At 45.0% G+C, this 26,279-nt stretch carries 19 protein-coding genes and 1 riboswitch; of the genes, 10 read left to right on the top strand and 9 right to left on the bottom strand.

The features are described 5' to 3' along the window. The first annotated feature begins 106 nt into the window (after positions 1 to 106). The 3 genes from glgC (at position 107) to OH460_RS18070 (ending at position 3,861) form a co-directional block, all read left to right on the top strand. Positions 107 to 1,336: a glucose-1-phosphate adenylyltransferase gene (gene glgC / locus OH460_RS18080; RefSeq protein WP_081090385.1), complete on the top strand. Its 1,230-nt coding sequence runs from the start codon at positions 107 to 109 to the stop codon at positions 1,334 to 1,336. Beyond that, on the top strand, positions 1,326 to 2,780 hold the full coding sequence (gene glgA, locus OH460_RS18075; protein WP_269999054.1) for a glycogen synthase GlgA: 1,455 nt from the start codon (positions 1,326 to 1,328) through the stop codon (positions 2,778 to 2,780). The genes glgC and glgA overlap by 11 nt, the downstream gene beginning before the upstream one ends. A 283-nt stretch (positions 2,781 to 3,063) precedes the next feature. Further along, positions 3,064 to 3,861, top strand: coding sequence for an alpha/beta fold hydrolase (locus OH460_RS18070; RefSeq protein WP_269999053.1), 798 nt, complete (start codon positions 3,064 to 3,066; stop codon positions 3,859 to 3,861). A gap of 122 nt (positions 3,862 to 3,983) precedes the next feature. On the opposite strand, the gene OH460_RS18065 is transcribed toward OH460_RS18070, so the two are convergent. Both OH460_RS18065 and OH460_RS18060 read right to left on the bottom strand, forming a co-directional pair. After that, on the bottom strand, positions 3,984 to 4,301 hold the full coding sequence (locus OH460_RS18065) for a putative signal transducing protein (RefSeq protein ID WP_061034220.1): 318 nt from the start codon (positions 4,299 to 4,301) through the stop codon (positions 3,984 to 3,986). A gap of 29 nt (positions 4,302 to 4,330) precedes the next feature. Continuing rightward, a complete protein-coding gene (locus OH460_RS18060; protein ID WP_061034221.1) occupies positions 4,331 to 5,011 on the bottom strand; it encodes a TVP38/TMEM64 family protein in 681 nt (226 codons plus the stop codon). A gap of 370 nt (positions 5,012 to 5,381) precedes the next feature. On the opposite strand from OH460_RS18060, the gene OH460_RS18055 reads away from it, so the two are divergent. After that, positions 5,382 to 5,741, top strand: a complete 360-nt coding sequence (locus tag OH460_RS18055) for a DUF3316 domain-containing protein (protein WP_136978339.1) — start codon at positions 5,382 to 5,384, stop codon at positions 5,739 to 5,741. Between the two features lie 103 nt (positions 5,742 to 5,844). On the opposite strand, the gene OH460_RS18050 is transcribed toward OH460_RS18055, so the two are convergent. The 3 genes from OH460_RS18050 to torD form a co-directional block, all read right to left on the bottom strand. Beyond that, positions 5,845 to 6,435, bottom strand: coding sequence for a TfoX/Sxy family DNA transformation protein (locus tag OH460_RS18050; protein WP_269999052.1), 591 nt, complete (start codon positions 6,433 to 6,435; stop codon positions 5,845 to 5,847). Between the two features lie 127 nt (positions 6,436 to 6,562). Next, a riboswitch (cyclic di-GMP riboswitch) is annotated at positions 6,563 to 6,648 on the bottom strand. Between the two features lie 170 nt (positions 6,649 to 6,818). After that, the gene (purR, locus tag OH460_RS18045; protein ID WP_061034224.1) at positions 6,819 to 7,823 is read right to left on the bottom strand and encodes an HTH-type transcriptional repressor PurR; all 1,005 of its coding nucleotides are present in this window, start codon (positions 7,821 to 7,823) and stop codon (positions 6,819 to 6,821) included. Positions 7,824 to 8,139: 316 nt separating this feature from the next. Continuing rightward, positions 8,140 to 8,787 (bottom strand): molecular chaperone TorD, encoded by a 648-nt coding sequence (gene torD, locus OH460_RS18040; RefSeq protein WP_008220069.1) that lies wholly within the window; start codon positions 8,785 to 8,787, stop codon positions 8,140 to 8,142. 255 nt (positions 8,788 to 9,042) lie between these two features. Here torD and torR point away from each other — a divergent pair, with 255 nt between their 5' ends. Beyond that, positions 9,043 to 9,756: a two-component system response regulator TorR gene (gene torR, locus OH460_RS18035; RefSeq protein ID WP_269999051.1), complete on the top strand. Its 714-nt coding sequence runs from the start codon at positions 9,043 to 9,045 to the stop codon at positions 9,754 to 9,756. Positions 9,757 to 9,861: 105 nt separating this feature from the next. On the opposite strand, the gene elyC is transcribed toward torR, so the two are convergent. Then, on the bottom strand, positions 9,862 to 10,716 hold the full coding sequence (gene elyC / locus OH460_RS18030; protein ID WP_269999050.1) for an envelope biogenesis factor ElyC: 855 nt from the start codon (positions 10,714 to 10,716) through the stop codon (positions 9,862 to 9,864). 115 nt (positions 10,717 to 10,831) lie between these two features. Here elyC and cmoM point away from each other — a divergent pair, with 115 nt between their 5' ends. The 5 genes from cmoM (at position 10,832) to fdhF (ending at position 22,869) form a co-directional block, all read left to right on the top strand. Continuing rightward, positions 10,832 to 11,617 carry a tRNA uridine 5-oxyacetic acid(34) methyltransferase CmoM gene (cmoM, locus tag OH460_RS18025; RefSeq protein ID WP_269999049.1) on the top strand — a complete coding sequence of 262 codons (786 nt, stop codon included), beginning with the start codon at positions 10,832 to 10,834 and terminating at the stop codon, positions 11,615 to 11,617. Between the two features lie 125 nt (positions 11,618 to 11,742). Further along, positions 11,743 to 13,080, top strand: coding sequence for a chromosome partition protein MukF (gene mukF / locus OH460_RS18020; RefSeq protein ID WP_008220060.1), 1,338 nt, complete (start codon positions 11,743 to 11,745; stop codon positions 13,078 to 13,080). Next, on the top strand, positions 13,061 to 13,855 hold the full coding sequence (gene mukE, locus OH460_RS18015; protein WP_269999048.1) for a chromosome partition protein MukE: 795 nt from the start codon (positions 13,061 to 13,063) through the stop codon (positions 13,853 to 13,855). Before mukF ends, mukE begins: the two co-directional genes overlap by 20 nt. Further along, positions 13,852 to 18,312, top strand: a complete 4,461-nt coding sequence (gene mukB / locus OH460_RS18010; RefSeq protein WP_269999047.1) for a chromosome partition protein MukB — start codon at positions 13,852 to 13,854, stop codon at positions 18,310 to 18,312. The genes mukE and mukB overlap by 4 nt, the downstream gene beginning before the upstream one ends. A 327-nt stretch (positions 18,313 to 18,639) precedes the next feature. Next, positions 18,640 to 22,869, top strand: a complete 4,230-nt coding sequence (gene fdhF, locus OH460_RS18005) for a formate dehydrogenase subunit alpha (RefSeq protein ID WP_269999046.1) — start codon at positions 18,640 to 18,642, stop codon at positions 22,867 to 22,869. Between the two features lie 107 nt (positions 22,870 to 22,976). Here the strand turns inward: fdhF and OH460_RS18000 are convergent, their stop codons facing one another. The 3 genes from OH460_RS18000 to OH460_RS17990 are packed head-to-tail and all read right to left on the bottom strand — an operon-like array spanning position 22,977 to position 26,224. Continuing rightward, positions 22,977 to 23,957, bottom strand: coding sequence for an alpha-L-glutamate ligase-like protein (locus OH460_RS18000; RefSeq protein WP_061032868.1), 981 nt, complete (start codon positions 23,955 to 23,957; stop codon positions 22,977 to 22,979). A 3-nt stretch (positions 23,958 to 23,960) separates the two neighbouring features. After that, a complete protein-coding gene (locus OH460_RS17995; protein ID WP_105057377.1) occupies positions 23,961 to 25,466 on the bottom strand; it encodes an inactive transglutaminase family protein in 1,506 nt (501 codons plus the stop codon). A 17-nt stretch (positions 25,467 to 25,483) separates the two neighbouring features. Further along, positions 25,484 to 26,224 (bottom strand): ATP-dependent zinc protease family protein, encoded by a 741-nt coding sequence (locus OH460_RS17990; protein ID WP_004741100.1) that lies wholly within the window; start codon positions 26,222 to 26,224, stop codon positions 25,484 to 25,486. Positions 26,225 to 26,279 lie beyond the last annotated feature (55 nt).

The raw sequence follows: 26,279 nt of genomic DNA, 5'->3' as shown, positions 1-26,279 counted from the left end.
TCACTGTATGTGAATGGATATTCGCTAAGTACCGAAAACATTGTTAGTGCTCATCCCCCAGAGGAAGATACCTCTACGAGCACTGACATCGACAAGCTATAAATATATGGAGAATAAAATGGCTGGTGTATTGGGAATGATTCTTGCTGGTGGTGAAGGCTCTCGTTTAAGACCTTTAACTGAATCGCGCAGCAAACCCTCGGTTCCTTTCGGTGGTAGTTACCGCTTAATTGATTTCGCTTTAAATAACTTCGTTAACGCGGATCTAATGAAGATCTATGTATTAACGCAGTTCAAGTCACAGTCACTGTTCCACCACATGAAAAAAGGTTGGAATATCAGTGGTATAACAGATCGTTTTATCGACCCAATCCCTGCTCAAATGCGCACAGGTAAGCGTTGGTATGAAGGCACTGCAGATGCGATCTATCAAAACCTTCGCTTTATGCAGCTAGAAGAACCGGACCAAGTTTGTATCTTTGGTTCTGACCACATCTACAAAATGGATATTAAGCAGATGCTTGATTTCCACAAAGAGAAGAAAGCGGCACTAACGGTATCAGCACTGCGTATGCCTCTTGCAGAAGCGTCTGAGTTTGGTGTCATTGAGGTTGATGCTGAAGGCCGTATGGTCGGCTTTGAAGAGAAGCCTGCTAACCCTAAACCAATTCCAGGTGACCCTGATTCTGCATTGGTTTCTATGGGTAACTACGTATTTGAAGCAAATGAGCTTTTTGCAGAGCTGGTTGAAGATGCGGATAAAGAAGATTCAACTCATGACTTCGGTAAAGATATCATTCCAAATATGTTCCCGCGTGGTGACGTGTTTGTTTACGATTTCAGTACTAACCGCATTACAGGTGAGAAAGAAGAAGTTTACTGGCGCGATGTAGGTACGATTGACGCGTACTGGCAAGCTCACATGGACCTTCTTGAGAAAGATGCACCATTCTCACTATACAACCGCAAGTGGCCACTACACACTTACTACCCACCATTACCACCTGCGACGTTTACAGACTCGGCTAATGGTCGTGTTCAAATCATCGATAGCTTAGTGTGTAACGGTAGTTATGTTCGTGGTTCTCGTATCGAGAAGTGTGTACTTGGCTTCCGCAGCAACATCGCATCAGCGTGTGATATCAGTGAGAGTATCTTATTGGGCGACGTAAAAGTGGGCGAGGGCTGTGTACTTCGTCGTGTTATCGTCGATAAAGATGCAGACATCGCACCGGGTACACAGATTGGTGTAAACCTGAAAGAAGACAAAAAGCATTACCACGTCTCTGACGATGGTGTAGTAGTAATCCCTAAAGGAGCACGAGTTGGTTACTAAGACTCTCTCGGTACTTTTTGTAGCGTCTGAAGTTGAAGGCTTGATTAAAAGCGGTGGCTTGGCTGATGTAGCCAAGGCACTGCCTAAAGCGTTACAAACACTCGAACAGGACGTTCGAGTGACCATCCCCGCTTACCGCAACATTCCAAATATTGATTCTGCAGAAGTTGTTCTAGCAACAGAGCTCGATCATTGGCCTCATACGGCTTATCAAGTTAAGAAGTTAAGCGTTGAAGGGGTACAAGTGTTTGGTATTGAATGTGCTAAATACTTCGACCGTCCAGAAATGTACGCTGAAAATAATCAGGCTTATGCTGATAATGGCGAGCGCTTTTCGTTCTTCAGTGCAGCATGTTTGGATATGCTTCCTAAGCTTGGTTTCCAACCTGATATTATTCACGCGAACGATTGGCATACAGGCTTTGTTCCTTTCTTGCTTAAATCTCGCTACCAACAACATGACTTCTTTGAGAACACGCGCAGTGTTATTTCAATCCACAACGCGGTGTTCAAAGGCGTATTCTCATACGATGAGCTGCAATGTCTTCCAGAAATGCACAGTCGTAATGTTCCGGAAGCTGCGGTCAGTGATACGCACGTGACTATGCTTAAAGCTGGTGTCTTGTGCGCTGATAAAGTCAACGCAGTAAGCCCTACGTATGCGCAAGAGCTAAAAACAGAGCTTGGTAGTCATGGCATGGCGGCAGAGTTTCAACGCAGAGCTTCAGACTTAGTCGGAATCCTAAATGGTTGTGACTACAGTGCTTGGAATCCGGAAACGGATGCATTCCTTCCTCGTAAATACAAAGCGACCAAACACAGCATGGCGCGTGGAAAGTCAGCGTGTAAGCAGAAACTGCAACAAGACGTTGGCTTGCCGGTTATCGATTGTGCCGTGTATGGGATGGTTTGTCGTCTAACGAACCAGAAAGGTGTTCACTACTTGCTGCCTATCATTGAACAATTCTTGAAGAACGATCTTCAGATTGTGATTGTGGGTACGGGTGACCCTGTTTTAGCGAGCCAATTGAAAGAGTTATCGGCACTGCATTCAGAAAAATTCTCATTTGTAGAGGCATACAACAATGAGTTAGCACACTTAGTTGAAGCCGGTTCTGACTTTTTCTTGATGCCTTCTGAATTTGAACCTTGTGGTTTGAACCAGATCTACAGTATGGCTTATGGCACCTTACCTATCGTTCGCTCTGTCGGTGGTTTAAAAGACAGTGTGAATGATTATGACGAGGAGCCAGAGGTGGCGACCGGCTTTGCTTTTGAAGAGCCGACTCCGCAGGCTTTGTTGGCCGTTTTACACCGTTCGTTGCTGCTTTACGCACAAAACCCATCTGAAATTAAGCGTGTTCAGCTTTATGCGATGCAACAAGACTTTAGTTGGGAAGATGCTGCGAAAGAGTATTTAACGATGTATCACTCGGCATTTTAACGCTCTGTTTTAGCTGATAAAGTTAGCGGATGCACAGCGATTGTCTTTAATGAAAGAGGCGCTCTAATAATAGGGCGCCTTTTGCTATCTGGTCTGAGTACATCACGTTTAGAGAGACAAAGCTTGCAAACTCATTTAAGTCAGGTAGAAAGTGAAGTGAAGTATTCGCGGCACTAATGATAGGTTTGACACTATTATCACCTAATCTTCTTAATTGCGTGATATCCTTAGCCATCGCCTTGTGATGAGGCTTAGCTCCATTTTAATAATTAAAGCGATAGGTATGTCTGAAAGTTTATTATTTCATAAAACATTTACTCACCCTACTAGCGATGAGTGGGTGGTATTTGTGCATGGTGCCGGAGGTAGCTCCTCTATTTGGTTCAAGCAGATCAAGGCGTATAAACAGCATTTCAACCTGCTCCTCATTGACCTGAGAGGGCATGGTAAATCAGACAACATACTTAGAGAGCTGATATCAAACCGTTATACATTCAAAGCTGTCACTCTCGATATTCTTAAAGTATTAGACCACCTTAAAATCCGCTCCGCACACTTCGTTGGTATGTCGTTAGGAACCATTATTGTCCGTAATGTTGCGGAGTTAGCGGCAGGGCGTGTGCGTTCAATGGTATTAGGTGGTGCGGTAACTAAACTCAACACCCGCTCGCAAGTATTGGTTAAGCTAGGAAATCTAAGCAAACACATCATTCCTTACATGTGGCTTTATAGCCTTTTTGCTTACATAGTGATGCCACAAAAAAGCCAAAAAGAGTCTCGTCACCTGTTTATTCGTGAAGCCAAAAAGCTGTGTCAAAAAGAGTTTAAACGTTGGTTTATATTAACGGCTGATGTGAACCCCTTAATGAAATATTTCAAAGATAGGGAGTTACCGATACCAACCCTTTATCTGATGGGAGAGCGTGACTACATGTTCATCAAGCCCGTTAAAGAAATGGTTGAGGCGCACGAGTCAAGTGAACTGGTCGAAATTGCTAACTGTGGTCATGTGTGTAATGTTGAAAACCCTGAAGAATTCAACCAGCACTCTATCGAGTTTATCCAAAAGCAAATCCAGTGATTTCTAAGTCGGTCATTGGAACTCATAATAGAATTGAAATAAAAACGGGAAGCTATTTGAAGCTTCCCGTTTTTGTTTTGAGGATAAATCAGATGAAGCGGCTAAGGCTTCATTAAGCTCGTCTACTCAGGAGAGTTAGCTCCGCATTGCCAACAAGAACCAAATTGTGCCTCGTTCACTTCATGACATTCACTGCAGCGCCACTCTTCATAGATGATAGAATCTTGCTGTTTTTGGTAGTCATTGACAATAGCACGCGCCTTAGTGGCCATTTCTGGCTCATATAGCCATACGTATGGGTCAGTTTCTTCTGTGAACGGGATTTCCCCTTTCAAACCAAACAAACCCTCACCACGTACTTCACAGGCAATATTCTCACTTTCTAGGAGTCCGCAGATGATATGTGCCTCTGTCGGATTTGATGCACTGAAGATTTTCATTGATATAGAACCTTATCCGGCCACAATTATTATTCCGCAACCGGTGCTGAACGAAACTTGCTCATCAACCATTTAGCGATAATTGGGAACACCCCTAATAATGCAAATGACAATAGTACAGAAGGTGAAACGATACCTGAAAGCGAATCAATTTCTGCGAGTTGAGTACCAGCATTTAAGAATACAGCCGTACCAGGGAGCATGCCGATCTGGCTTGTTACGTAGTAGCGAGTCACCGACATGGGTGTTAAGCCCATTAGCAGGTTGATAAGGAAAAATGGAAACACTGGGATAAGGCGCAAAGAGAACAAGTAAAATGCACCGTCTTTTTCGACACCTTTATTAATCGTGGTGAGTTTGTCGCCAAACTTAGTTTGTATCCAGTCACGCAGCAGGTAGCGGCTACTCAAAAAGGCAAGAGTTGCGCCGATCGCGCTGGCGAAAGAAACCAAAAGTAAGCTGTTCCAAAATCCAAATAGAGCAGCGCCAAGCAGCGTAACAACGGCTGCTCCCGGGATGGAGAAGGCGGTGATCAATACATATGCGATAAAGTACGTCGCCGCGGCGGCAATAAAGTTACTTTCAATGTAGTCGTTTAGCACCGCTTGCTGTGCTTTGGCGTTTTCGAGCGTGAGGTATTGGCCAAAATTAATGCCTAATAAAACGATCGTTACGACCAATACAATACCCAATATCATTTTCTTACTCATTGATACTTCCTCAAATTTTCAATGCAGACCATTAGTATAGATAGACAGGCAAAGCATAGATTAACTTTCATAAGATAATAAAAAACTATTTAGTATAGGTGATGAATTAGGTTTGAACCGCTAACCCAATTAGTTAGCCTTGTGTTAGTGATATAGATAGATGTGGAAAAAATAATCGTTTATTAGAAGGTGGTAACGCTCTACTAGAGACTTGTTTTGCATAAAATATTTCAATCGTAATAATTTGTACCACGTAAAAATTGACAAAAAGTTGAAAGAGTTTTGGTCTTGGCTCGTTCTATATACGTAACAATCGAGGCATGAAGATTGTTTTAGATAATTATTCAGGCAGACAACTAAGGAGCTAGCTATGAAATTATTATCAATGATAACGGTTATCGCTACAACAGGCCTTCTCTCTTTCCAAGCTATGGGTTCGGGTGTCTATCATAGAGCCGCTGTAGAATCTAAAATCTTTAAAGGGGATGTAGTGGCGAGCCAATCACAGGCTTACGAATCTGGAAAACAAATCTGGATGGATATAAACGGCAAAGGCTCATATGAGCTTAGCAAAATCCTACCTCAAGCATCGGAAAAGGTAGATGTGCGTTCGTTTGAAATAAGAAACGGGAGCATTAAAGTTAAAGAGATAATGAATTCTTCTGGAGAGATTAACTTCGTTCCGATGGTCAAAGTAGACTTTAAGTATAATTATCGCCCATCCTTTTAGGGTATTGATAGAGCATTAAAGCCGCAGACTATCTAACATTCAGAATCGAAAAAAAAAGCCGCAGAAATGCGGCTTAGTTGTATAAAAAGGTGTACTGAAAATGTTAATTGACGCGACTGATAAGCTCTTCACGACGTTGCTGCGGGATAACCGACCAATGGGTGCCATTGATCGCCCCCTCTAGTGCCCAAAGCAGTTCAATACTGACGGAGGACGCATGAGATTCCTTGATGGCATTAAATGCGTTTACAGAGCCAGATTCATATAAACGTTCTACGGAATCAATTCCAGCTTTCTTCAACATGCGCTCGGTGGCGAGTCGAAGATTCGGGAGGTCTTTGAGTCGAGTTGGCTTAGCAGCGGACTGTTCAGCTTTCTCTTCTTTTGCAAAGCCCAGAGACGTAGTCGCAAGCTGCAAGATTTTCTCTTGGTCTTGCCATAAGCCTTCGGGTAGAGCGAAATATTTAGTTACGACAGGGAAACCACGCTTTTTGTAGACGTACGGTTGAAATCCTTGTTGCTCGAACTGTTTTGTTGTGCTTTTGTCTGCTCGTATGTGCAACTGGTCATTAACAACCAGAGCAAACATAGTGTCATCAGCAAAAAGACCGAATCCACCAAACATTGAGCGTGACTTTATTTTTCCTAGGGGCTCAAATAACTTCATTGAGTCCTTTAGTATCGGTTTATCCATGTTATTTATCTCGGTGTATTTGAACTACGCCACCAAATAAGCAGGTCCGAGAGATTAGCAAAATGTTGCAATTACATTGTCAATAAGCCGTAAATTACTAAATTATTAGTAGTTACTGCATTTTGCCATCGGTAACCCCGCTACCATACCAACGAGTGGTTTAGGCCGGAAGCTTTGCGTCTCACCTTTTCAAGTGATTTGCCCTGTGCGTGACTGATTGAATAGAATAAAGTTTTTGTTGAATGAGGCTCACACTTGTTATTTCAAAGTGTGATATTGCTTCAATTAATGATCTTTATTATATGAAACTAGGTTTACTTTAGTTGCTGATAAAAAAAACGCACCCAAAGGTGCGCTTGATGAAAATAAACTCAATTTATCAGTTAATTTAACGTTTTAACTGTACTACGTTCAACAATTTCTGGGTGCATTTCGAAGACGCGTTTTTCATGGTCTTTGTCTTTAATGCGCTCGAGCAGAATTTCGAAGGCGTTCTTACCGACACGGCGCTTCGGTTGGTGAACGGTAGTCAATGGTGGAGAGAAGTACTCAGCCAGTTCGATGTTATCATAGCCAATGATAGAGATATCTTCAGGGATACGGATGCCTTTCTGCTGTAGGCGGCTCATCAAGCCTAGTGCCATGGTATCGTTGAAGCAGAATACAGCTGTCGGGCGATCTTCCATCTCAACAATTTTGTCAGCGGCTAGAACGGCAGTATCACACTCAAAGTTACCTTCGATGATCATGTCGTCATTTGCAGTAATGTTAGCTTCTTCCAAAGCGCGCTTGTAACCAGCGATACGCTCCACACACGCCGCTTTGTCTAAGTGGCCACTTAAACAAGCAATCTTTGAGTGACCGCGGTCGATTAGGTATTTAGTCGCTAGGTAGCCACCTTCTTCAGAGTTATCGATGATCTTATCTGCTTGAGAACTCTCCGGGCCCCAGTCCATGACTACTTTAGGGATGTCAGCGTGACGGTCTAACATCTCTCTCAGTTCTTCAGTTAGGTCTGAACACATAACCAAGATGCCATCTACACGTTTCTCTGCAAGCATTCGAATGTAGTCACGTTGCTTCTCATAGATACCACCCGTGTTACACAGGATCAAAGTGTAACCTTGACGGTAGCAGTAGCTCTCAACACCATCGATAACTTCTGAGAAGAACAGGTTGGTTGATTGAGTCACAAGCATGCCGATGGTTCGTGTTGAATTACACTTCAAACTACGAGCAACAGCACTTGGTGCATAGTTTAATTCGTCTACCGCTTTATTTACTTTTTCTTGAGTCGCTTCTGCAACAAAACGGGTTTTGTTGATTACGTGAGAAACGGTTGTTGTTGATACGCCGGCTAAGCGAGCGACATCTTTTATAGTGGCCATGGTTTTATCCTATTAGAAGCTAATTTCCCCAAAGTACGGAATGAAGTAGCCGTTAAGCTACCTAACTAAGAGCTTAAATGTGTAGGGCTCTTTGGGTACTAAAGTGTTAAAAAACAAAAAACCGCTATTGAGCGGCTTGTCTTAACACCGAAATGCTCTGAAACTTAATAAGCATAGCATTTCGTGAATGTTTCATATTTTATCGTTTGCGGTCACAATTTTAGACTGACTAGAAAATACTCGCAATAAAATTCACCCAGAAATCCGGGTGAATTGTCACATTCTACTGAATTTATTTACCTAGTCATCTAATAAGCTATTCACCAGCCAAATATTGAGTGTCTAATTGACAGAATGCCAGTAGCAGCGATGATACTGATGCATAGAAACCGAACTCATCAACCTCATGACACTTAACCTTGAACTTTGGAATCCAAGTGAGTAGCTGTTGCTCAATAAACTGCTGTTGAACTTCGAACGACTTTTCTAACTCTTCCTCTGATTCTGTTTCATTAGAGCGAATGATTAGGTTACCTAGGAAGTCGAGTTCAATAGCGATGTGGTCTGCTGGTTCTTTTAGATCTTGGTTAACCACTAAGTTGTGCTTAGCCATGATCTCTTCCATCTCTTTTGCTGGCTTATCGTTTAATAGACCAGTTTCACCGATGTACATCGAAGCGTAGGGAAGGGCACCATGCTTGTCTGTCTTTAGGAATAGGTCACAAAAGTCAGCAGCCAGTTCCAGTTGTGCATCTTCACGTGTTTGTAAGCGGTTTAGTGCATCAACTAAGCTATCAATCGCAGGTTTGAGAGTTTCATTTTCGCCTAAACCAGTTAAGAAAGAACGAATTTCAACAGAGTGGTAGTGGTCAAGTTCATCTTGAGTGAGCTCTTTAGCGAATAAGCTTGATAACCACCAGTAAATTTCTGCTCTTTGCTCATTGAACGCTTTCGTATCTTTCATTACGTAAATCCTGATTTAGTCTTGTGGTGTTTTTTACACACCAAGGCTGATGACGAGGTTATTTGCGAAATGCAAAGTTACTCGTTAGTAGTAATGCCTATATTGAATTGTGCCAGACGACAAATAGCAAGGTTTAAGATTGTCTTGTATCAAAAAAAATCCATGTTTCTGGCATTTATCTACAGTACCACTAGAATTGTTACTAGTTATGAATAGAATAGTCACCGAAACTATTAAATAAGAAAAGTGGTGTAGATGAGCTATCACGTATTAGTCGTAGAAGATGATGTGGTGACCCGTAGTAAACTGGCTGGTTATTTCCAGAACGAAGGGTACACAGTAAGCGAAGCAGAAAGCGGCGCTCAAATGAGAAACGTGTTAGAAGAAAACAACGTTGACCTCATTATGCTGGACATCAACTTACCAGGCGAAGATGGATTGATGCTAACTCGCGAATTACGCAGTCAATCAGACATTGGAATTATTTTAGTTACTGGACGCACGGATAGCATCGACAAAATTGTTGGCCTTGAAATGGGCGCTGACGATTACGTTACTAAACCCTTCGAACTTCGCGAGTTACTGGTTCGAGTTAAAAACCTACTTTGGCGTATTTCTGCCGCTCGTAAAACAGCAGCAGGTGCGGTTGAAGAATCTGAAGATGAATCAGTGGTTCGTTTTGGTGAGTGGACATTTGATATCCCTCGTCGTGCGTTAAGCAAAAACGGTGAACCAGTAAAACTGACGAAAGCAGAATATGAATTATTGGTTGCGTTGTCTTCTTACCCTAACCAGGTATTAAGCCGTGAACGTATTCTTAATATGATCAGCCACCGAGTAGACGCGCCAAATGATCGTACTATCGACGTACTGATTCGACGCATGCGTGCAAAAATGGAATTCGATCCTAAGAATCCACAAATCTTTGTGACGGTTCATGGTGAAGGTTACATGTTCGCTGGTGACTAAGTCTTGCGGGACATGTTAGTCCGCTAGAATAGTAAATATTAAAAAGCCGAGACATCATCAGTGATGTCTCGGCTTTTTTATGACTCAGTCTTTTATGTAGACTGCTTATTGAGGCTGAGCTGCCGAAACGACATTTTCGTCTTCAGCTAGGCTCGAAGCTTCAGGCACGACGATTGGCTCTTCTGCAATATCACTGCTGGTGTCTAGCCAGTCACGTAGGCTTTGCCAAACCAACCCCATGGTCTCATGCCAGTAACGCTCTGTCTGTTCAAGATAAATCGCTTTAGGCATGTACTTATTCCAAGGCTCAACAATACCTTCTTGAGCAAGATAGTTAGTCGGTGCTGGCAAGGGTTTCATGCCTGCTGCATTAAATTCGTTTAGGGCTCGTGTCATGTGGCTTGCTGAAGTCACTAACACCATCTTTTTGTTTTTCACGAACGCAGCGGCTTGGCGGGCTTCTTCCCAAGTGTCTTTGGCTGTTTCCAGCAGAATGATATCAGGCTTTGCAACACCGAGTGCTAGGGCTACCTTAGCCATCATTCTTGCGTTGCTGACCTCTGTGCCAGCGCCGTAGCCTGACAGAATCAGTTTAGCGCCCGGGTAGAGGCGTAAAATGCGAATACCTTCACTCAAACGCATCAAGCCTGTGCGACTCAATTCAGATGTTGGTGGGATCTGGTCATCAACGACGTGGCCGCTACCAAGAACCATCACGTAATCGACGGTTTCGTCGACAGGTAAAAATGCAGTGTGCTGCCTTTCCATTGGCATTAATAGTTGACTAGAAACTGGCTGGAAAGCGATTAGGAAAATACCACAGAGGGCTGAGAGGGTAATTAAGCAACCAGTCTTTCTTTTAGTAGTAAACATCACTAGGGCTAAGCCCAGAAATGCGAGAATTAACATTGCTGGTAGTGGCATCAGTAATGAAGACACTACTTTTTTCAGCTCAAACATATCCGAATAGTCCGAAAAAACATCACTTAGTAGTAAAAAGAGACATCGCCTCTTTATTCCTGAAATTCCTGTGACAGAATAGCAGGCACGATAGGACATAATAACTCAAGTAGCCGTGACTGAAGACCGTAATTTCGACGATATTGCCCACAAATTTGCAAAAAACATTTACGGCTCTGACAAAGGAGAGATCCGTCAGATCATCGTATGGGAAGATTTAGAACAAGCTTTGAGCAAGTTTGAAGATTCTGCTTCTCCATTGCATGTGCTTGATGCTGGGGGCGGATTGGCACAGATGTCGCAAAAAATTGCGGCACTGGGTCATAAGGTTTCTCTATGTGATCTTTCTTCTGAGATGCTTAAGCTGGCTCAAGAAGGGATCACTGAAGCAGGGCTGTTAGAGCAATATCAGTTTATCCATTCTCCGGTACAAAAAGTGGCAGAGCATCTCGACGATAAAGTCGACTTTGTGATGTTTCACGCCGTTATGGAGTGGCTAGCTGATCCTAAAGAAGCACTTGATTTGCTACTTGAACAAGTCAAACCGGGTGGTATTGCTTCGATAATGTTTTACAACCACCACGGATTAGTCCTGAAAAATGTGATTTGTGGCAACATTCCTCATGTATTGAATGGGATGCCACATCGAAAACGGTTTAAGCTGCAACCACAAAAAGGCTTGAAGCCAGAAGAGGTTTATCAATGGATAGAAGACGCTGGTCTAGAAATCTGTGGTAAATCAGGCATTCGCTCCTTCAGTGACTACATAGGTAATATGGAGTACATGGGCGATTACCAATTTGAAGATGTATTGGAACTAGAAAAACAGCTATGTCGCCAAGAGCCATATCTGTCACTAGGCCGTTATATTCACGTTTGGGCTCAAAAACCTGCGCAATAACAGTGATGAATGTGGTAAAAGAAACCACAATATGCGCTATGCAATCGTAAGAAGCCCGCGTTATAAAGAAATAGGCGTCATATCTACTGTGTTTGATATGACGAAGAACAGTAACAGGAACCACAATGAGTGAAATGACTCAAACTGCCGAAGAGCAGCCAATTGATGAGTTGGTGGGCTGGGTCAAGCAGCATGATTTTTCATTAAACTTGCCGCCAGAGCGCTTAGCATTTTTGATTGCTATCGCAGTATTAAGCAATGAAAGGTTCGATGAAGAGCTGGGCGAGGGTGAACTGCATGATGCGTTTACTATCGTCACTCGACTGTTTGAAGATACTGGTGAAGCCTCAGCGTTTCGTGCCAATAATGCAATTAATGAGTTGGTTAAACAGAAGCTGATTAGCCGCTTTACCAGCGAAATTACCGATGGCGCAAGCATCTACCGCTTGTCACCGTTGGCAATTGGTATCTCAGATTATTATTTACGTCACCGTCAGTTCTCTAAATTAAAACTGTCTATCCAACTTTCTATGGTTGCGGATGAAATGGCAAAAGCTATTGAAGCAGCACAGAAAGGTGGTACGCCAGGGCATTGGAGAAAGAACGTTTACGGCGTGCTCAAGTACTCTGTTGGTGAAATTTTCGATCAGATTGATCTTAACCAACGCGTTATGGATGAGCAGCAGCAGACCGTAAAACAGCAGATTGCCGATCTTCTTAATAAAGATTGGCGTGAAGCGATCAACAACTGTGAAGTCTTGCTATCAGAAACCTCAGCCACGCTAAAAGAGTTGCAAGATACCTTGCAAGCGGCAGGTGATGAACTGCAAACACAGATCCTCGATATTCAAGAAATTGTTTACGGCGACGATGAACTCGAGTTTGTTGGCGAAACCCTGTTTGGTCTGCAAATGAAGCTCGACCGAATCACAAGTTGGGGCCAACAAGCGATTGATCTATGGATCGGCTATGACCGCCACGTTCACAAGTTTATCCGTACCGCGATTGATATGGATAAGAACCGTGCCTTCAGCCAACGCCTACGTCAATCTGTGACGGAATACTTTGATGCGCCGTGGCTACTAACTTATGCCGACGCTGAGAAGCTGACGGATCTTCGTGATGAAGCACTAGTGCTTCGTGATGACGAAGTAACAGGACAAGCGCCACTCGACGTAGAGTACGAAGAATTTGAGCAAGTGAACGATCTGCTGTCTGAAAGAATTGCAGATATGTTAAAAGCTCACAAACAGCAAGGTGCGCCAATCGATCTTGGCCTTGTGTTACGCGACTACCTCGCTGAACACCCTCGCACACACCATTTTGATTTAGCCAGAATTGTTGTCGACCAAGCGGTGCGCTTAGGTTACTCAGAGTCTGACTATCAGGCTATTCAGCCAGATTGGCAGGCAATCAACGATTTCGGTGCAAAGGTACAAGCCAATGTCATTAACAAGTACTGATGATTACATGCCAGAGAAACTGGTAAAAGCGATAGCGAACCCACTGTTCCCTGCGCTAGACAGCATGCTGCGTTCAGGTAAGCATATTTCAACAGAAGACCTAGATAACCACGCGTTACTGTCTGATTTTGAAGTTGAGCTTCAGCATTTCTACCAACGCTACAATACAGAACTTGTGAAAGCTCCGGAAGGTTTCTTCTATCTGCGTCCACGTTCTACGTCGCTGATCGGCCGTAGTGTGTTGTCTGAGCTAGACATGCTTGTTGGTAAGGTATTGTGTTTCTTGTACCTAAGCCCAGAGCGTTTAGCACACGAAGGTATCTTCACTAACCAAGAGCTATTTGAAGAGCTAATGGCGCTAGCGGATGAGAAAAAACTCATGAAGCTAGCAACAAACCGTGCGTCTGGTTCTGATTTAGACAAAGAAAAACTGTTTGAAAAAGTGCGTACTTCTCTGCGTCGCCTACGTCGTATCGGCATGTTGATTGCGATTGGCGAAACGGGCAAATTCCGTATCAGCGAAGCGGTATTCCGTTTTGGTGCGGACGTACGTGTTGGCGATGACATGAGAGAAGCTCAACTGCGTCTTATCCGTGATGGTGAGGCTGTGGTGCATACTCAAGAACCTAACCAAGGTAGCTTGTTGAATGAAGAGAAAGCTGAAGCTACATCAGATGTAGATGAAAACGGTCAACAAGATATTTTTAACGATCAAGCTGACTTTGACCTTGAGTCAAACGACGGCGAACAAACAAAAGTAGAAGGTGAAGCATGATTGAAAGAGGTAAGTATCAATCATTAACCATGGTCAACTGGAACGGCTTCTTCGCACGTACTTTTGATATTGATGGATTGGTTACAACGCTTTCTGGCGGTAACGGTGCAGGTAAGTCGACTACAATGGCGGCATTCATTACAGCACTTATCCCTGACCAAAGCCTTCTGCATTTCCGTAACACAACGGAAGCAGGCAGCTCACAGTCATCACGTGATAAAGGCCTTTACGGTAAGCTTCAGCCAGGCGCATGTTATGCAGCGCTAGATGTGGTGAACTCTCGTAACCAACGCCTACTGTTTGCAGTAAAACTGCAGCAAGTTGCTGGTCGTGACAAGAAAGTAGACATCAAGCCGTTCGTTATCCAAGGTCTTCCAAGCCATGTGAAGCCAACGGATGTATTGATTCAGAACGTTTCAGACAGTCATGCTCGTGTATGTCAGCTAAATGATGTGAAGGCCGCAGTTGCACAATACGAAGGCGCACACTTCAAAGCGTTCTCTTCGATTGTGGATTACCACTCACAGATGTTCGAATACGGTGTGGTACCGAAGAAACTGCGTAACAGCAGCGACCGCTCTAAGTTCTACCGTCTGATTGAGGCATCACTTTACGGTGGTATCTCAAGTGCGATTACACGTTCTCTGCGTGATTACCTTCTGCCGCAAAATGGTGGTGTGAAGAAAGCATTCCAAGATATGGAATCGGCACTGCGTGAGAACCGCATGACGCTAGAAGCGATCAAGACAACTCAGTCTGATCGTGATTTGTTCAAGCATTTGATCACTGAATCGACTAACTACGTGGCAGCAGACTACATGCGCCATGCGAATGACCGTCGCAATAAGTTAGATCAAACCATGAAGTTCCGTGGTGAACTGTTTGGTTCGCGTGAAACTTTACTTGAGCAAAACAACCTGTTGAATCGAGTTCAAGAAGAACTTGAGTTGCTGGTGGATCAAGAATCGTCTCTAGAACAAGACTACCAAGCGGCTTCGGATCATCTTCAATTGGTTCAAACTGCACTTCGTCAGCAAGAGAAAATTGCTCGCTACAGCGAAGATCTAGAAGAGCTTAATGAGCGTCTAGAAGAGCAGATGATGGTGGTTGAAGAAGCTCAAGAGCGAGTACTTCTTGCAGAAGAGCAGGCAACCATTACTGAAGAAGAAGTGGATAGCCTGAAAACTCAGCTTGCTGATTACCAACAAGCATTGGATGTTCAGCAGACTCGCGCACTTCAATACCAGCAAGCGGTTCAAGCATTAGAGAAAACCAAGCAGTTGCTAGGTGATGAATCTATTACGGCAGAAAGTGCGTTGACCTTGGTTTCTGAGTTAAAAGCACAAGAAGAGTCAAGCACACAGAAGCTACTGTCTACTAAGCACAAGCTAGACATGTCTTCAGCAGCTTCTGCACAGTTCGATAAAGCTCTGTCTTTGGTTAAGAGCATTGTTGGTGATGTTGAACGTAAAGAAGCGTCTCACAGCGCTAAACAAGCTCTAGAAAAAGGTCGTAACGCAAAACACGTTGTTGAGAACGAACAGCAATGGCGTGCTCAGCATCGCGACATGGCTCGTGATGTGGCGCAGCAGCGTCAAGCAAAAGAGCTGGCGACTGAATACCAAAAGCAACACAATATTTCACTGACTGACGAAGCGGTTTTCGAAGAAGAACGCGAACGTCATGCCATGCAAATCGAAACGCTTGAGTATGCTCAAGAAGAACTGCGTGAAGCCAAGAGTGAGCAACGTCGTGTTCAGCAAAATCACGACCAAGAGATTCAAAAGCTTGAATCCATTGCTCCTGCTTGGATCACAGCAAACGATGCGCTTGAATCGTTAAGAGATCAAACCGAAGCTGAGCTAGAAGATAGCCAAGCGGTGATGACGCAAATGCAACAAGTGCTTGAAGATGAAAAGTCTCAAGCGGTGGCTAAAGATCAACTGGCAACTCGCCGAGCTGAACTTGAGCAAGAAATTGAGCGTCTAGCATCACCAGGTGGTTCTAACGATCCTCGCTTGAAAGGCTTAGCGGACACCCTTGGTGGCGTGTTGCTTTCAGAGATCTACGACGACATCACAATTGGCGATGCGCCATATTTCAGTGCGATGTACGGCCCAGCTCGTCATGCGATTGTGGTTTCAGATCTTGATGGCATCAAAGAGAAGCTGATTGATCTTGATGATTGTCCTGAAGATCTTTACATCCTTGAAGGTGATGTAGACGCGTTTGATGACAGCTCGTTCAATGCTGATGAATTAGAAGGCGCGGTGTGTGTTCAATTGAACGATCGCCAAATGCGTTACTCTCGTTTCCCTGAGATCCCACTGTTTGGTCGTGCGGCTCGTGAGCAGCGTTTAGAGAAACTGCGAGAAGAGCGCGATGTGGTTGTTGAGAATCACGCGAAAGCTGCGTTTGACTCTCAAAAGCTGAATCGTTTATACCAAGCATTCAACAGCTTTGTAGCGAAACACCTGCACGTTGCGTTTAATGCAGATCCAGAGCAAGCACTTGCAGTCGTTCGTGAGAAACGTAACCAAGTAGTACGTTCATTGGCTGAACTGGATTCGAAAGAGCAACAGCAACGTAGCCAGCTTCAACAAAGCAAACAGGCGATTGCTGCGCTTGATAAGTTAGCGCCTATGGTTCGTATTCTCGAAGACGAAACATTAGCAGAGCGTTTGGCTGAACTTGAAGCACAACTAGAACGCCTGAGTGAAGCTAAGTCTTACTTGAACACTCACGGCAAAGCACTTGCATCATTAGAGCAAATCGTTTCTGCGCTAGACGCTGACCCAGAGCAATTTGAAGCTTTGGAAGCTGAGTACCGCCAGGCAGACAACGCGCTACAAACGCTTAAAGGCAAAGTATTCGCATTGTCTGATCTGATTGAACGTCGTCACTACTTTGCTTACGCAGACTCGGTTGATCTACTTAACAAGAGCAGTGAACTGAGTGAGCAACTGAAAGCGAAACTGGTTCAAGCAGAACAAGCTCGAGCGAAAGGCCGCGATGGCTTGAAGCAAGCTCGCGAACAGATGAACCAGTACAACCAAGTATTGGCAGCGCTGAAGAGCTCGCACCAAGCGAAGCAAGAGACGGTTCAAGAGTTCAAACAAGAGCTTCAAGAGTTCGGTGTTAACGCTGATGAAGGTGCTGAAGAGCGCGCTGTACGTCGTCGTGACGAGCTTCAAGAGCGTCTGCATACTTCTCGTAGCCGTAAGAGCGAATACGAACGTACGATCACCTCAACTGAACTTGAGATGAAAGCACTGGCTAAGCGTCTTAAGAAAGTACAGAAAGAGTACACAGAGCTTCGTACCTTCGTTGTTGCAGCAAAAGCAGGTTGGTGTTCAGTACTGCGTTTAGCTCGTGAGAATGACGTTGAACGTCGTCTACATAAGCGTGAACTGGCTTACCTAACGGCGGGCGAACTTCGCTCAATGTCGGATAAATCACTGGGTGCACTGCGTCTGGCTGTGGCTGACAATGAAGATCTACGTGATTCGCTGCGTCTATCTGAAGATAACGCACATCCAGAGCGTAAGGTTCTATTCTATATTGCGGTTTACCAACATCTTCGCGAGCGTATTCGCCAAGACATCATTCATACGGATGATCCGGTTGAAGCAATCGAAGAGATGGAAGTTGAGTTAGCCCGATTAACAGAAGAACTGACGCAGCGTGAAAACCGCCTAGCGATCAGCTCTGAGTCGGTAGCAAGCATCATTAAGAAGACGATTCAGCGTGAGCAGAACCGTATTCGTATGCTGAACCAAGGCTTGTCGAACATTTACTTTGGTCAGGTTAAAGGCGTACGTTTGAATGTTAAGATCCGTGAAAGCCACGAAATCTTGCTATCGGGCTTAGCGACTCAACAAGAGCAGCATAAAGACTTGTTCGAGACGACTCGCTTCACCTTCTCTGAAGCAATGGCGAAGTTGTTCCAACGTGTGAACCCACATATCGACATGGGTCAACGTTCTCCACAAGTGCTGGGTGAAGAGCTACTGGATTACCGTAACTACCTAGAGCTAAGTGTGGAAGTTAACCGTGGTTCAGACGGCTGGCTACAGGCGGAATCGGGTGCACTTTCTACCGGTGAGGCGATTGGTACTGGTCAATCTATCCTATTGATGGTTGTTCAGAGCTGGGAAGAAGAGTCTCGTCGACTGCGTAGCAAAGACATTGTTCCATGTCGCTTGTTGTTCCTTGATGAAGCAGCTCGTCTGGATGCGAAGTCTATCTCTACGCTGTTTGAACTGTGTGACCGTCTAGGCATGCAGCTTCTGATTGCAGCGCCTGAGAACATCAGCCCAGAGAAAGGCACAACCTACAAACTGGTACGTAAGGTCTTCAAAGATCACGAACACGTACACGTTGTTGGTCTGCGTGGTTTTGCACAAAACAAACCTGCATCGCCAGTGCAAGAGCTGATTGAAGAAGCTGAGCAGTAAGCTTTAAGCCGATTTATCGTATCAATTCAAAGCCCCTATTCACTTTATATACAGTGGTAGGGGCTTTTTAATATCTGAAGTCTAATCTCCCTGATTACACCTGCCTTCCTCCAATTGTCTTTATCTTCAACTTAATGTTTTCCATATACAGATAAGACCACTCATACCTTATGGTTATTATCAATGGAACTTGTTTGAGGTCACACGCACAAAACCATAATTAATGTATGGTAATTACATAGATTAAATAATATTAATAATATTGTATTACTTTATTTTTAATTATTGATAACTCGCAGTGTGCGAAAGGTAAAGGTAGGACAAGCTATGATTCAAATCGTCATTGATGGGAAGTTTCGAATCGTCGAACAAGGGCAAACCGTTCTTGAGGCGGCAAAAACATGTGGTTTAGAGATTCCATCGTTATGTGGTTTGAACAAAACAGCGGACAAAGTGCCGTGTGATTTGTGTGTGGTTGAAGTGGATGGGATGGGCGTAACACGCTCGTGTGAGCTTGAGGTCGTCAATGGCTTGAACATTACGACTCAATCAAAACAGTTAACGCTTCATCGCCAAGATGCGTTGAATCGAATCATGGCAGACCACTATGCTGACTGTGAAGCACCGTGCCAAACCGCTTGCCCGGCCGGAGTAGATATCCAGTCTTACCTTCATCACATCGCGCAAAATGATCATACTAAAGCCATTGAAGTGATTAAGAAAACACTGCCGATGCCACTATCGATCGGTCGTGTGTGTCCGGCTTTCTGTGAAACGGAATGCCGTCGAAACTTAGTCGATGATTCGATTGCGATTCGCCAACTCAAGCGACACGCAGCCGATGCCGATCTCGCTGCTCAAGAGAGCTACATGCCAGCGAAGAAACCCAATAAAGGGAAGAGCATTGCGATTGTCGGCAGTGGTCCTGGTGGCTTAACAGCAGGCTATTACCTATCTAATGAAGGTTATGACGTCAGTGTTTATGAATCGATGCCTAAAGCTGGTGGCTGGCTACGTTATGGGATTCCTGAATATCGTCTACCGAAGTCGATTCTAGATAAAGAAATCGAGCTTATGTGTCGTAATGGAATGGCAGTAGAGTGCGATAAAAAGCTCGGTGTTGATTTCACCTTGTCGGATCTTAGTCGTGATTTTGATGCGGTTTGTTTGGCGGTAGGTGCATCGCAAGCCGTTGAGATGAATTATCCGGGTAGTGATCTCGGAGGCTGCTATTTGGGTGTCGACTACCTGAAAGACTATGTGACTGACAAACATTTTACTACCGGCAAAAAAGTCGCTGTGATTGGTGGTGGTAACACGGCGATTGACTGCGCACGAACCGCAGTGCGTGATGGGGCTGATACAACACTCATCTATCGTCGTACGCGAGATGAAATGCCAGCTGAAGACTATGAAATCGAAGAAGCTGAACATGAAGGTGTGAAGTTCCACTTCTTGACCAACCCGGCAGAGAATATTGCTGATGACAATGGCCATGTATCAGAAATTCGATTAGAACGCATGGCGCTTGGCCCTGCTGACGCTTCTGGTCGTCGTAGCCCTAAACCAACGGGTGAGTTCTTTGTTGAAGCGTTCGATACGGTTATCGCTGCGGTGTCGCAAAAGCCTGACCTAAGCTTCATGGATAACGAAGAGATTGATATCCCACTGACACGTTGGAACACCGCAGATGCAGATCCGCAAACCATGCACACAGGTACGGGCAATATATTTAGTATTGGTGATTTCAGACGTGGTCCAGCGACTGCGGTAGAAGCAGTGGGAGACGGGCGTATTGCTGCGCAAGCGATCGACCGATTCTTCAATGGTGATATGGAAAATATTCCGGCTAAACCGTTTAACTCAAGAAAGCATCAGCAGCTCAAAGCCGTTGATCCCGAGCAGTACAAGTCGATACAACGCATGGCACGTAAGATTATGCCAGAGCTCACTCCAGAGCAGCGAGAGCAGAGCTTTGAAGAAGTAGAAACGGGCTTTGATAATGCTGATGCAATCGCTGAAGCTGCAAGATGTCTGGAGTGTGGTTGCCAAGCCAATACCGATTGTGACCTACGTGATTACTCGACTGAGTACAAGGCAACCCAAACACATCCAGAGTACAAAATCGATGTGGCTTCGAATGAGAGTTGGCAGGCGATTCGAACAGAAGAAGCGAAAGTGGGTTCGACAAGACAGAAGTTTGCCGTCGATGATAGCTCTGAATTCATCATCTTTGACGCAAACCGCTGCATCAGTTGTGGTCAGTGTATCCAGGCGTGTCGTGAACAAAATGTTCATGGCGTTCTAAGCTTCATGAATCAGGCTGATGGTAAGCCCGCTTCAAGACCTGAGTGTCGCCCAAATTTCGGGGCGAATCAGACTTTAATGGGTGACTCGAACTGTGTTCAATGCGGCTCTTGTATTCAAGCGTGCCCAACTGGTGCGATGGTGGACGCGAGAGATAGAAAGCAAGGTGACACCGACGTTCTTAAGAAGGTCGACACTATCTGCACCTACTGTGGTGTGGGCTGTAAGCTGACCATGCATGTTGACGAAGCGAAGAACAAAATCCGTTATATCGAGGGAGGTAATTCTCCGGTTAACGAAGGCATGCTGTGTGTTAAGGGGCGCTTTGGTTTTGACTTCGTGAGCAGTGATGCTCGCCTCACAACGCCATTGATTCGTAAAGATGGTTGGTTGCAACCTGCGAGTTGGGAAGAAGCTATCATGCTCATTGCCGATAAGTTCACGGCGATTAAACAAGGCTTTGGCAGTAATGCACTAGCGGGCTTCTCATCGGCTAAAACCACCAATGAAGATAACTATGCGTTCCAAAAATTCGTTCGTCGTGAACTAGGTACTAACAACGTCGACCATTGTGCTCGCCTTTGCCATGCTTCAACGGTAACTGGGCTTGAAGCTTCGCTGGGCAGTGGGGCGATGACTAATGACATCCCAAGCATCAAACACTCGGATGTCATCTTCATTATTGGTTCTGATACTACATCTGCACACCCTATTATCGGCTCACACATTAAACAGGCGGTAAGACATAACGGTGCTCGTTTGATTGTCGCGGACCCTAAGAGAATTGATATTGCCGATCACGCTGAGCTTTACCTAGCACATCGACCGGGTACTGACGTAATGCTGATTAATGGTGTGATGCAGCAGATCATCAAACACGGTTGGTATGACCAAGAATACATTGATGACCGTGTCGATGGCTTTGATACCTTGCTGCAAGAGGTAATGTCGCCAAGTTATTCGTTAGACAAAGTAGAGCTAGTAACTGGCGTTAAAGCAGAAGACATCTTCGCGATGGCGCGCTTGATCGGTACTGCAAAACGCACGGCGGTGTATTACTCCATGGGTATCACGCAACACACCACTGGCCACGACAACGTTCGATCTATTGCTAACCTGCAACTGTTGTGTGGCAACATCGGTATTGAAGGTGGCGGTATCAACCCGCTGCGTGGACAATCGAATGTTCAAGGTGCTTGCGACATGGGCGCATTGCCAAATAACCTCCCGGGCTATCAGAAAGTGTATAACCCAATGGTTCGCCAAAAGTTCGCGATGGAGTGGGGCACTGCTGATTTGCCGGCTGAAACGGGCTTAACACTGACCGAGATTATTGATGGGGCATGTAAGCGAGATGTGCGTGGTTTATACGTAATGGGTGAAAACCCTGTGCTAAGTGATCCGAATCAAACTCACGTGATTGAAGGGCTTGAAGCGTTAGATTTCCTTGTGGTGCAAGATATCTTCTTAACCGAAACGGCGCAGTATGCGGATGTGGTTCTGCCATCTTGCTCGTTCGCTGAGAAGTCTGGTCACTTTACCAATACTGAGCGACGTGTTCAGCGTATTAACCCTGCGGTATTACCACCGGGTGAAGCGAAGGAAGACTGGGCAATCATTCAAATGTTGGCGAATGCGATGGGCGGCGATTGGAACTATCAAACGGTTGCGGATATCACCAATGAGATTGCTCGCGTTACGCCACAATATGCCGGATTGCGTTGGGAGAACATCACGGTTAATGGCGTGCAATGGCCGAGTAACAAGAACAACCCTGACGGTACCCGTATCATGCACCAAACTCAGTTCACTCGTGGGCGCGGTCAAATGGAAGCTATTCCGTTTCGATATGCGGCTGAGCTTCCAGACGAAGAGTACCCGCTAGTACTTACTACCGGGCGTATCCTAGAGCAATTCCATACAGGTACTATGACGCGCAAAACAAAAGGCTTGGATAAGTTGGCGGGGCCACGTGGGATGGTCAGTGTTCAAGATGCTGAGACGTTAGGGATTTCCAACGGACAAATGCTCAAGGTGTCGACACGTCGTGGTGAAATTGAAATTGCGGCGTTTGTAACGAAACGAATGCAGCAAGGCGTCGTGTTTATTCCATTCCATTTTGTGGAATCGCCAGTGAACCGCCTGACGACAACGGCAACCGATCCTCATGCCAAGATCCCAGAGTTTAAGGTTGCGGCGGTGCGGATTGATCCCATTCGAGAGCCTGTAATTGAAATTACAGAGGTTTAGCCCAATCCGTTAAACTGCTGGTACTAAAAAGCCGCGTAACTCTCAGAGCTATGCGGCTTTTTTATTGAGCTCTAATTAGGTGTCCATTGACCTAATCAGTAAATAGCTTAGCTCGGAACAATCTCGTTACCGTGAACACCGAATTGCTTAGCTGCGTATGCAACGCGCTCTGCTGGTTTCGGGTATTCAGCTGGCGTACCAAGGTTCTCAATATGGTGTAAGCGTGGTAGCAGACCTGCGCCGTTCGCGATTTGGATAGCCAAACCTGGACGTGCGTTAAGCTCAAGTACCATTGGGCCTTCTTCTTGGTCTAAAACCATGTCAGTACCCATGTATCCAAGACCTGTCATTTCCCAAGCGCTTGATGCCAGTGTTAGCAACTTTTCCCAGTGAGGAACTTGCAATAATGCTAGCTCTTTACCTGTATCTGGGTGATGCGTCACCGGTTGGTCAAATTGAACCGCTCGCACCGCTTTGCCCGTTGCAATGTCGATCCCTACACCAACAGCACCTTGGTGAAGGTTAGCCTTACCATCAGAAGCAGAGGTTGAAAGACGCATCATCGCCATCACAGGGTAGCCTTTGAATACGATGATACGCACATCTGGCACCCCTTCGTAACTAAAGCCATCGAAACACTCATCAAACTTAATTAGGTTTTCAACTACGGCAACGTCGTTCTTACCACCTAGTGAGAAAAGACCGGCAAGAGCGTTACTGATGTGACGCTCTACATCTTCTTCATTAATGGTAGAGCCAGACGGCTTGGTGTAAACGCCGTCTTTGTGTGAGGTGATGACAAGGATACCCTTACCACCACTCCCTTGAGCCGGCTTGATTACAAAACCAGGCCACTCTTTTACCATCTTATGGATTGTCTTTACTTCAGCTTGGTGACTGATCACGCCGATAAGCTTAGGTACAGTTGCACCAGCTTGTTCAGCTATGATTTTAGTCTTTAGCTTGTCATCAACTAACGGATACTTGGAACGATCATTGTAGCGGCCAATGTAACTATGGTTACGCTTGTTCATTCCCATGATGCCTTTGTCTTTCAACCGAAACGGCGAAGTAAACTGATCAAACATGGCTTAGTCCTCCGTTAGCGGTTTAAAGCGACGAAGCTCAGTCAGACGGTAGCCTGTGTAGTTACCTAGTAACAAGATGGTTGCAAGGATAACCAGTTGTAGACCGATAAAGTTAAACGTTAAGTGTTGAATGAACGGGTTAGTCATACCCAAGTAAACAAGAATCGCAGTGAATAGAGAGCCACCGCCTTGTAGCATTACTTCTTTCGCACCTTCTTCTTCCCATAGGATAGACATACGTTCAATCGTCCAAGATAGGATGATCATTGGGAAGAACGTAATAGACAGACCTTCAGTCAGGCCCACTTTGAATGCCACTACGGTAAACACAGAAATAATCATGATTACCGTGATAATCACCGCGGATATCCTGGCTACCAGTAGCAAGTTAAGCTTGGATAGGTAACTTCGAATCACAAGACCCGTACCGACAATCAGAAGGAAACCAACGATACCTGTTACTAGCTGCGTTTGAACAAAGGCAACCGCAATCAGAACCGGCATGAAGGTACCAGATGTCTTCAATCCGATGATGACTCGTAAGAACACCACGATTAATGCACCGATAGGAATCAGCATGATGGTTTTAAACATCGCTTGCTCTTCTAGCGGTAGGCTGTGAATCGATAGGTTTAATAGCTGGTCTGCAGAGACTTTGCTGTTGGTTGCTTCAGTCGGGGTGACCTCTTGAGCAATCATAGAGAAGTGAACTTTACTGTTTTGGCCGCCAACGACATCTAATAGAGATACGTTTGACTCGTCCCAAATCAGTAGGTTTGGTTGAATTTGTTGTTCGCTTGACTCAGGAGAGAATAGGATCCACTGATCGTTGTCCCAAATTTGAATCATGTTCTGGATAGACTGACGACGACGGCCATCTTCTAGCTCGATAACACCAACCACTTTATTGTGTATTTTCGCTGCCGAAAGTAACTTGTGTGTCGCTTCCACTTTGGTCATGTTGTTCAGAAGCAGCGCAGAGTTTTGGCTATCTGGATCGTTAAGCGTTTTGATTAGCTCACGAGTGAAGGTTAGGTTGTCCGCTGAACGCTTGGTTGCGCGGTCAATTAGTGCAAGAGACGCCGCTTCTTCTGGGCCGTCGAAGCTTGGTTGAGCAACTTCACCTTCTGGCGGGTTTTCAGTAACTTTTGCTTGGCTGTCGACTAAGAATTGAGTCTTGTAGTAAATAGTTTGCGGGCCATCAGCATAACGGATAGACCATTCAGCGCGGCGGCCTGATTCGGTATTCAAGTATGAGATACCGTAGCCTGGTGATGAAGCTGACTCGCTAATAAGTGTGTAGTTAGACTGAGTATGAGGAGCCGCTAATGAAACCTTCGCTTCTTTGCCTACAGCATTGAATTCGATACGTGCTTCAATGTCCCACACCTGCCTGGTTTCCCCTGGGGTCCAAGGAACACCATAGGTCGTATGTCTGAACATACTCAGTGTTATGCCTGCTACGATGAGCAGGAAAATAGAGATATAAAATGGAATTCGTGACGTCATAGCTTACCCTACTATTGTTATTTGGCTTCCGTTTGTACGTACTGTTTACTTACATCTACTAGCGCGATGTCTTTGATAAATTCGCGCCCTAGTAATACAGGGTGACTCATTTGAGAGCGATCCGCCAATGTAAATTGCGCTTTTTCATGGATTTTTCCAACTTTAACCCATAATTCGATCACAGCTCGACGTTCTGCTTGGTCAGTCGTTGACTGACGGATTTTCACATAACGTACAACAGGCGCTTCAATCCATTTTTGATCTTCTGTCGCTTGTGATTTATCAGCTAGGTGGAATCGTACCCAATCTTTGCCATTGCGTTCGAATTCTTTGATATCGACAGCATTCAAAGAGGATGTTGTTGCACCCGTATCAACACGAGCATCGAAGCTTTGTTTGATAGAGTCGATAGATACTTTTTCGATGCCGCCAAGGATTGTAGGCTGTGAAGTCGGAGCAACAGGAGCCGCTGCAACTGCGACTGGCTCTTCTTCTTCCAGTTCTTCAATCACTTTGTGTTCCATGCTGGTTAGGTGAACATCAAGCTGTTGGGAAAGGGTTGTGATTTCGTCTTCTAAGCTTTCAATGTAATCACTTTGATTGCTTAGTTGCAGTTCAAGATTTTGAACTTTATTTGCGATGTTTGTCTCAGAGCGGGCAATAGCGTCGAGAGTTTCTTGGTGGTAGGCCGCACCGTTAGTTAGGGTACAGCCAGAGAGCAAACCAACCGCCACAATTGGCGATAATCGCTTAAACATAAAAAAACCTTTGGGAAATTAGAGAATAGTTCAGACTATTTAGAAGTTTAGCCCA

Source organism: Vibrio sp. Makdt (assembly GCF_027587015.1).
Taxonomy (GTDB): Bacteria; Pseudomonadota; Gammaproteobacteria; order Enterobacterales; family Vibrionaceae; genus Vibrio; species Vibrio chagasii_B.
Note: the sequence above shows the minus strand (reverse complement) of the source record. Positions and strands in the feature narration are given on the sequence as shown.

Bases quoted from the DNA above. Each gene is read 5' to 3' on its own strand.
- OH460_RS18000 (WP_061032868.1), bottom strand. From the start codon at position 23,957: ATGTTTGATCAGTTTACTTCGCCGTTTCGGTTGAAAGACAAAGGCATC.
- OH460_RS18070 (WP_269999053.1), top strand. From the start codon at position 3,064: ATGTCTGAAAGTTTATTATTTCATAAAACATTTACTCACCCTACTAGC.
- torR (WP_269999051.1), top strand. From the start codon at position 9,043: ATGAGCTATCACGTATTAGTCGTAGAAGATGATGTGGTGACCCGTAGT.
- OH460_RS18055 (WP_136978339.1), top strand. From the start codon at position 5,382: ATGAAATTATTATCAATGATAACGGTTATCGCTACAACAGGCCTTCTC.
- torD (WP_008220069.1), bottom strand. From the start codon at position 8,787: ATGAAAGATACGAAAGCGTTCAATGAGCAAAGAGCAGAAATTTACTGG.
- OH460_RS18065 (WP_061034220.1), bottom strand. From the start codon at position 4,301: ATGAAAATCTTCAGTGCATCAAATCCGACAGAGGCACATATCATCTGC.
- OH460_RS17995 (WP_105057377.1), bottom strand. From the start codon at position 25,466: ATGACGTCACGAATTCCATTTTATATCTCTATTTTCCTGCTCATCGTA.
- OH460_RS17990 (WP_004741100.1), bottom strand. From the start codon at position 26,224: ATGTTTAAGCGATTATCGCCAATTGTGGCGGTTGGTTTGCTCTCTGGC.
- purR (WP_061034224.1), bottom strand. From the start codon at position 7,823: ATGGCCACTATAAAAGATGTCGCTCGCTTAGCCGGCGTATCAACAACA.
- elyC (WP_269999050.1), bottom strand. From the start codon at position 10,716: ATGTTTGAGCTGAAAAAAGTAGTGTCTTCATTACTGATGCCACTACCA.
- fdhF (WP_269999046.1), top strand. From the start codon at position 18,640: ATGATTCAAATCGTCATTGATGGGAAGTTTCGAATCGTCGAACAAGGG.
- mukE (WP_269999048.1), top strand. From the start codon at position 13,061: ATGTCATTAACAAGTACTGATGATTACATGCCAGAGAAACTGGTAAAA.
- mukB (WP_269999047.1), top strand. From the start codon at position 13,852: ATGATTGAAAGAGGTAAGTATCAATCATTAACCATGGTCAACTGGAAC.
- OH460_RS18050 (WP_269999052.1), bottom strand. From the start codon at position 6,435: ATGGATAAACCGATACTAAAGGACTCAATGAAGTTATTTGAGCCCCTA.
- mukF (WP_008220060.1), top strand. From the start codon at position 11,743: ATGAGTGAAATGACTCAAACTGCCGAAGAGCAGCCAATTGATGAGTTG.
- OH460_RS18060 (WP_061034221.1), bottom strand. From the start codon at position 5,011: ATGAGTAAGAAAATGATATTGGGTATTGTATTGGTCGTAACGATCGTT.
- glgC (WP_081090385.1), top strand. From the start codon at position 107: ATGGAGAATAAAATGGCTGGTGTATTGGGAATGATTCTTGCTGGTGGT.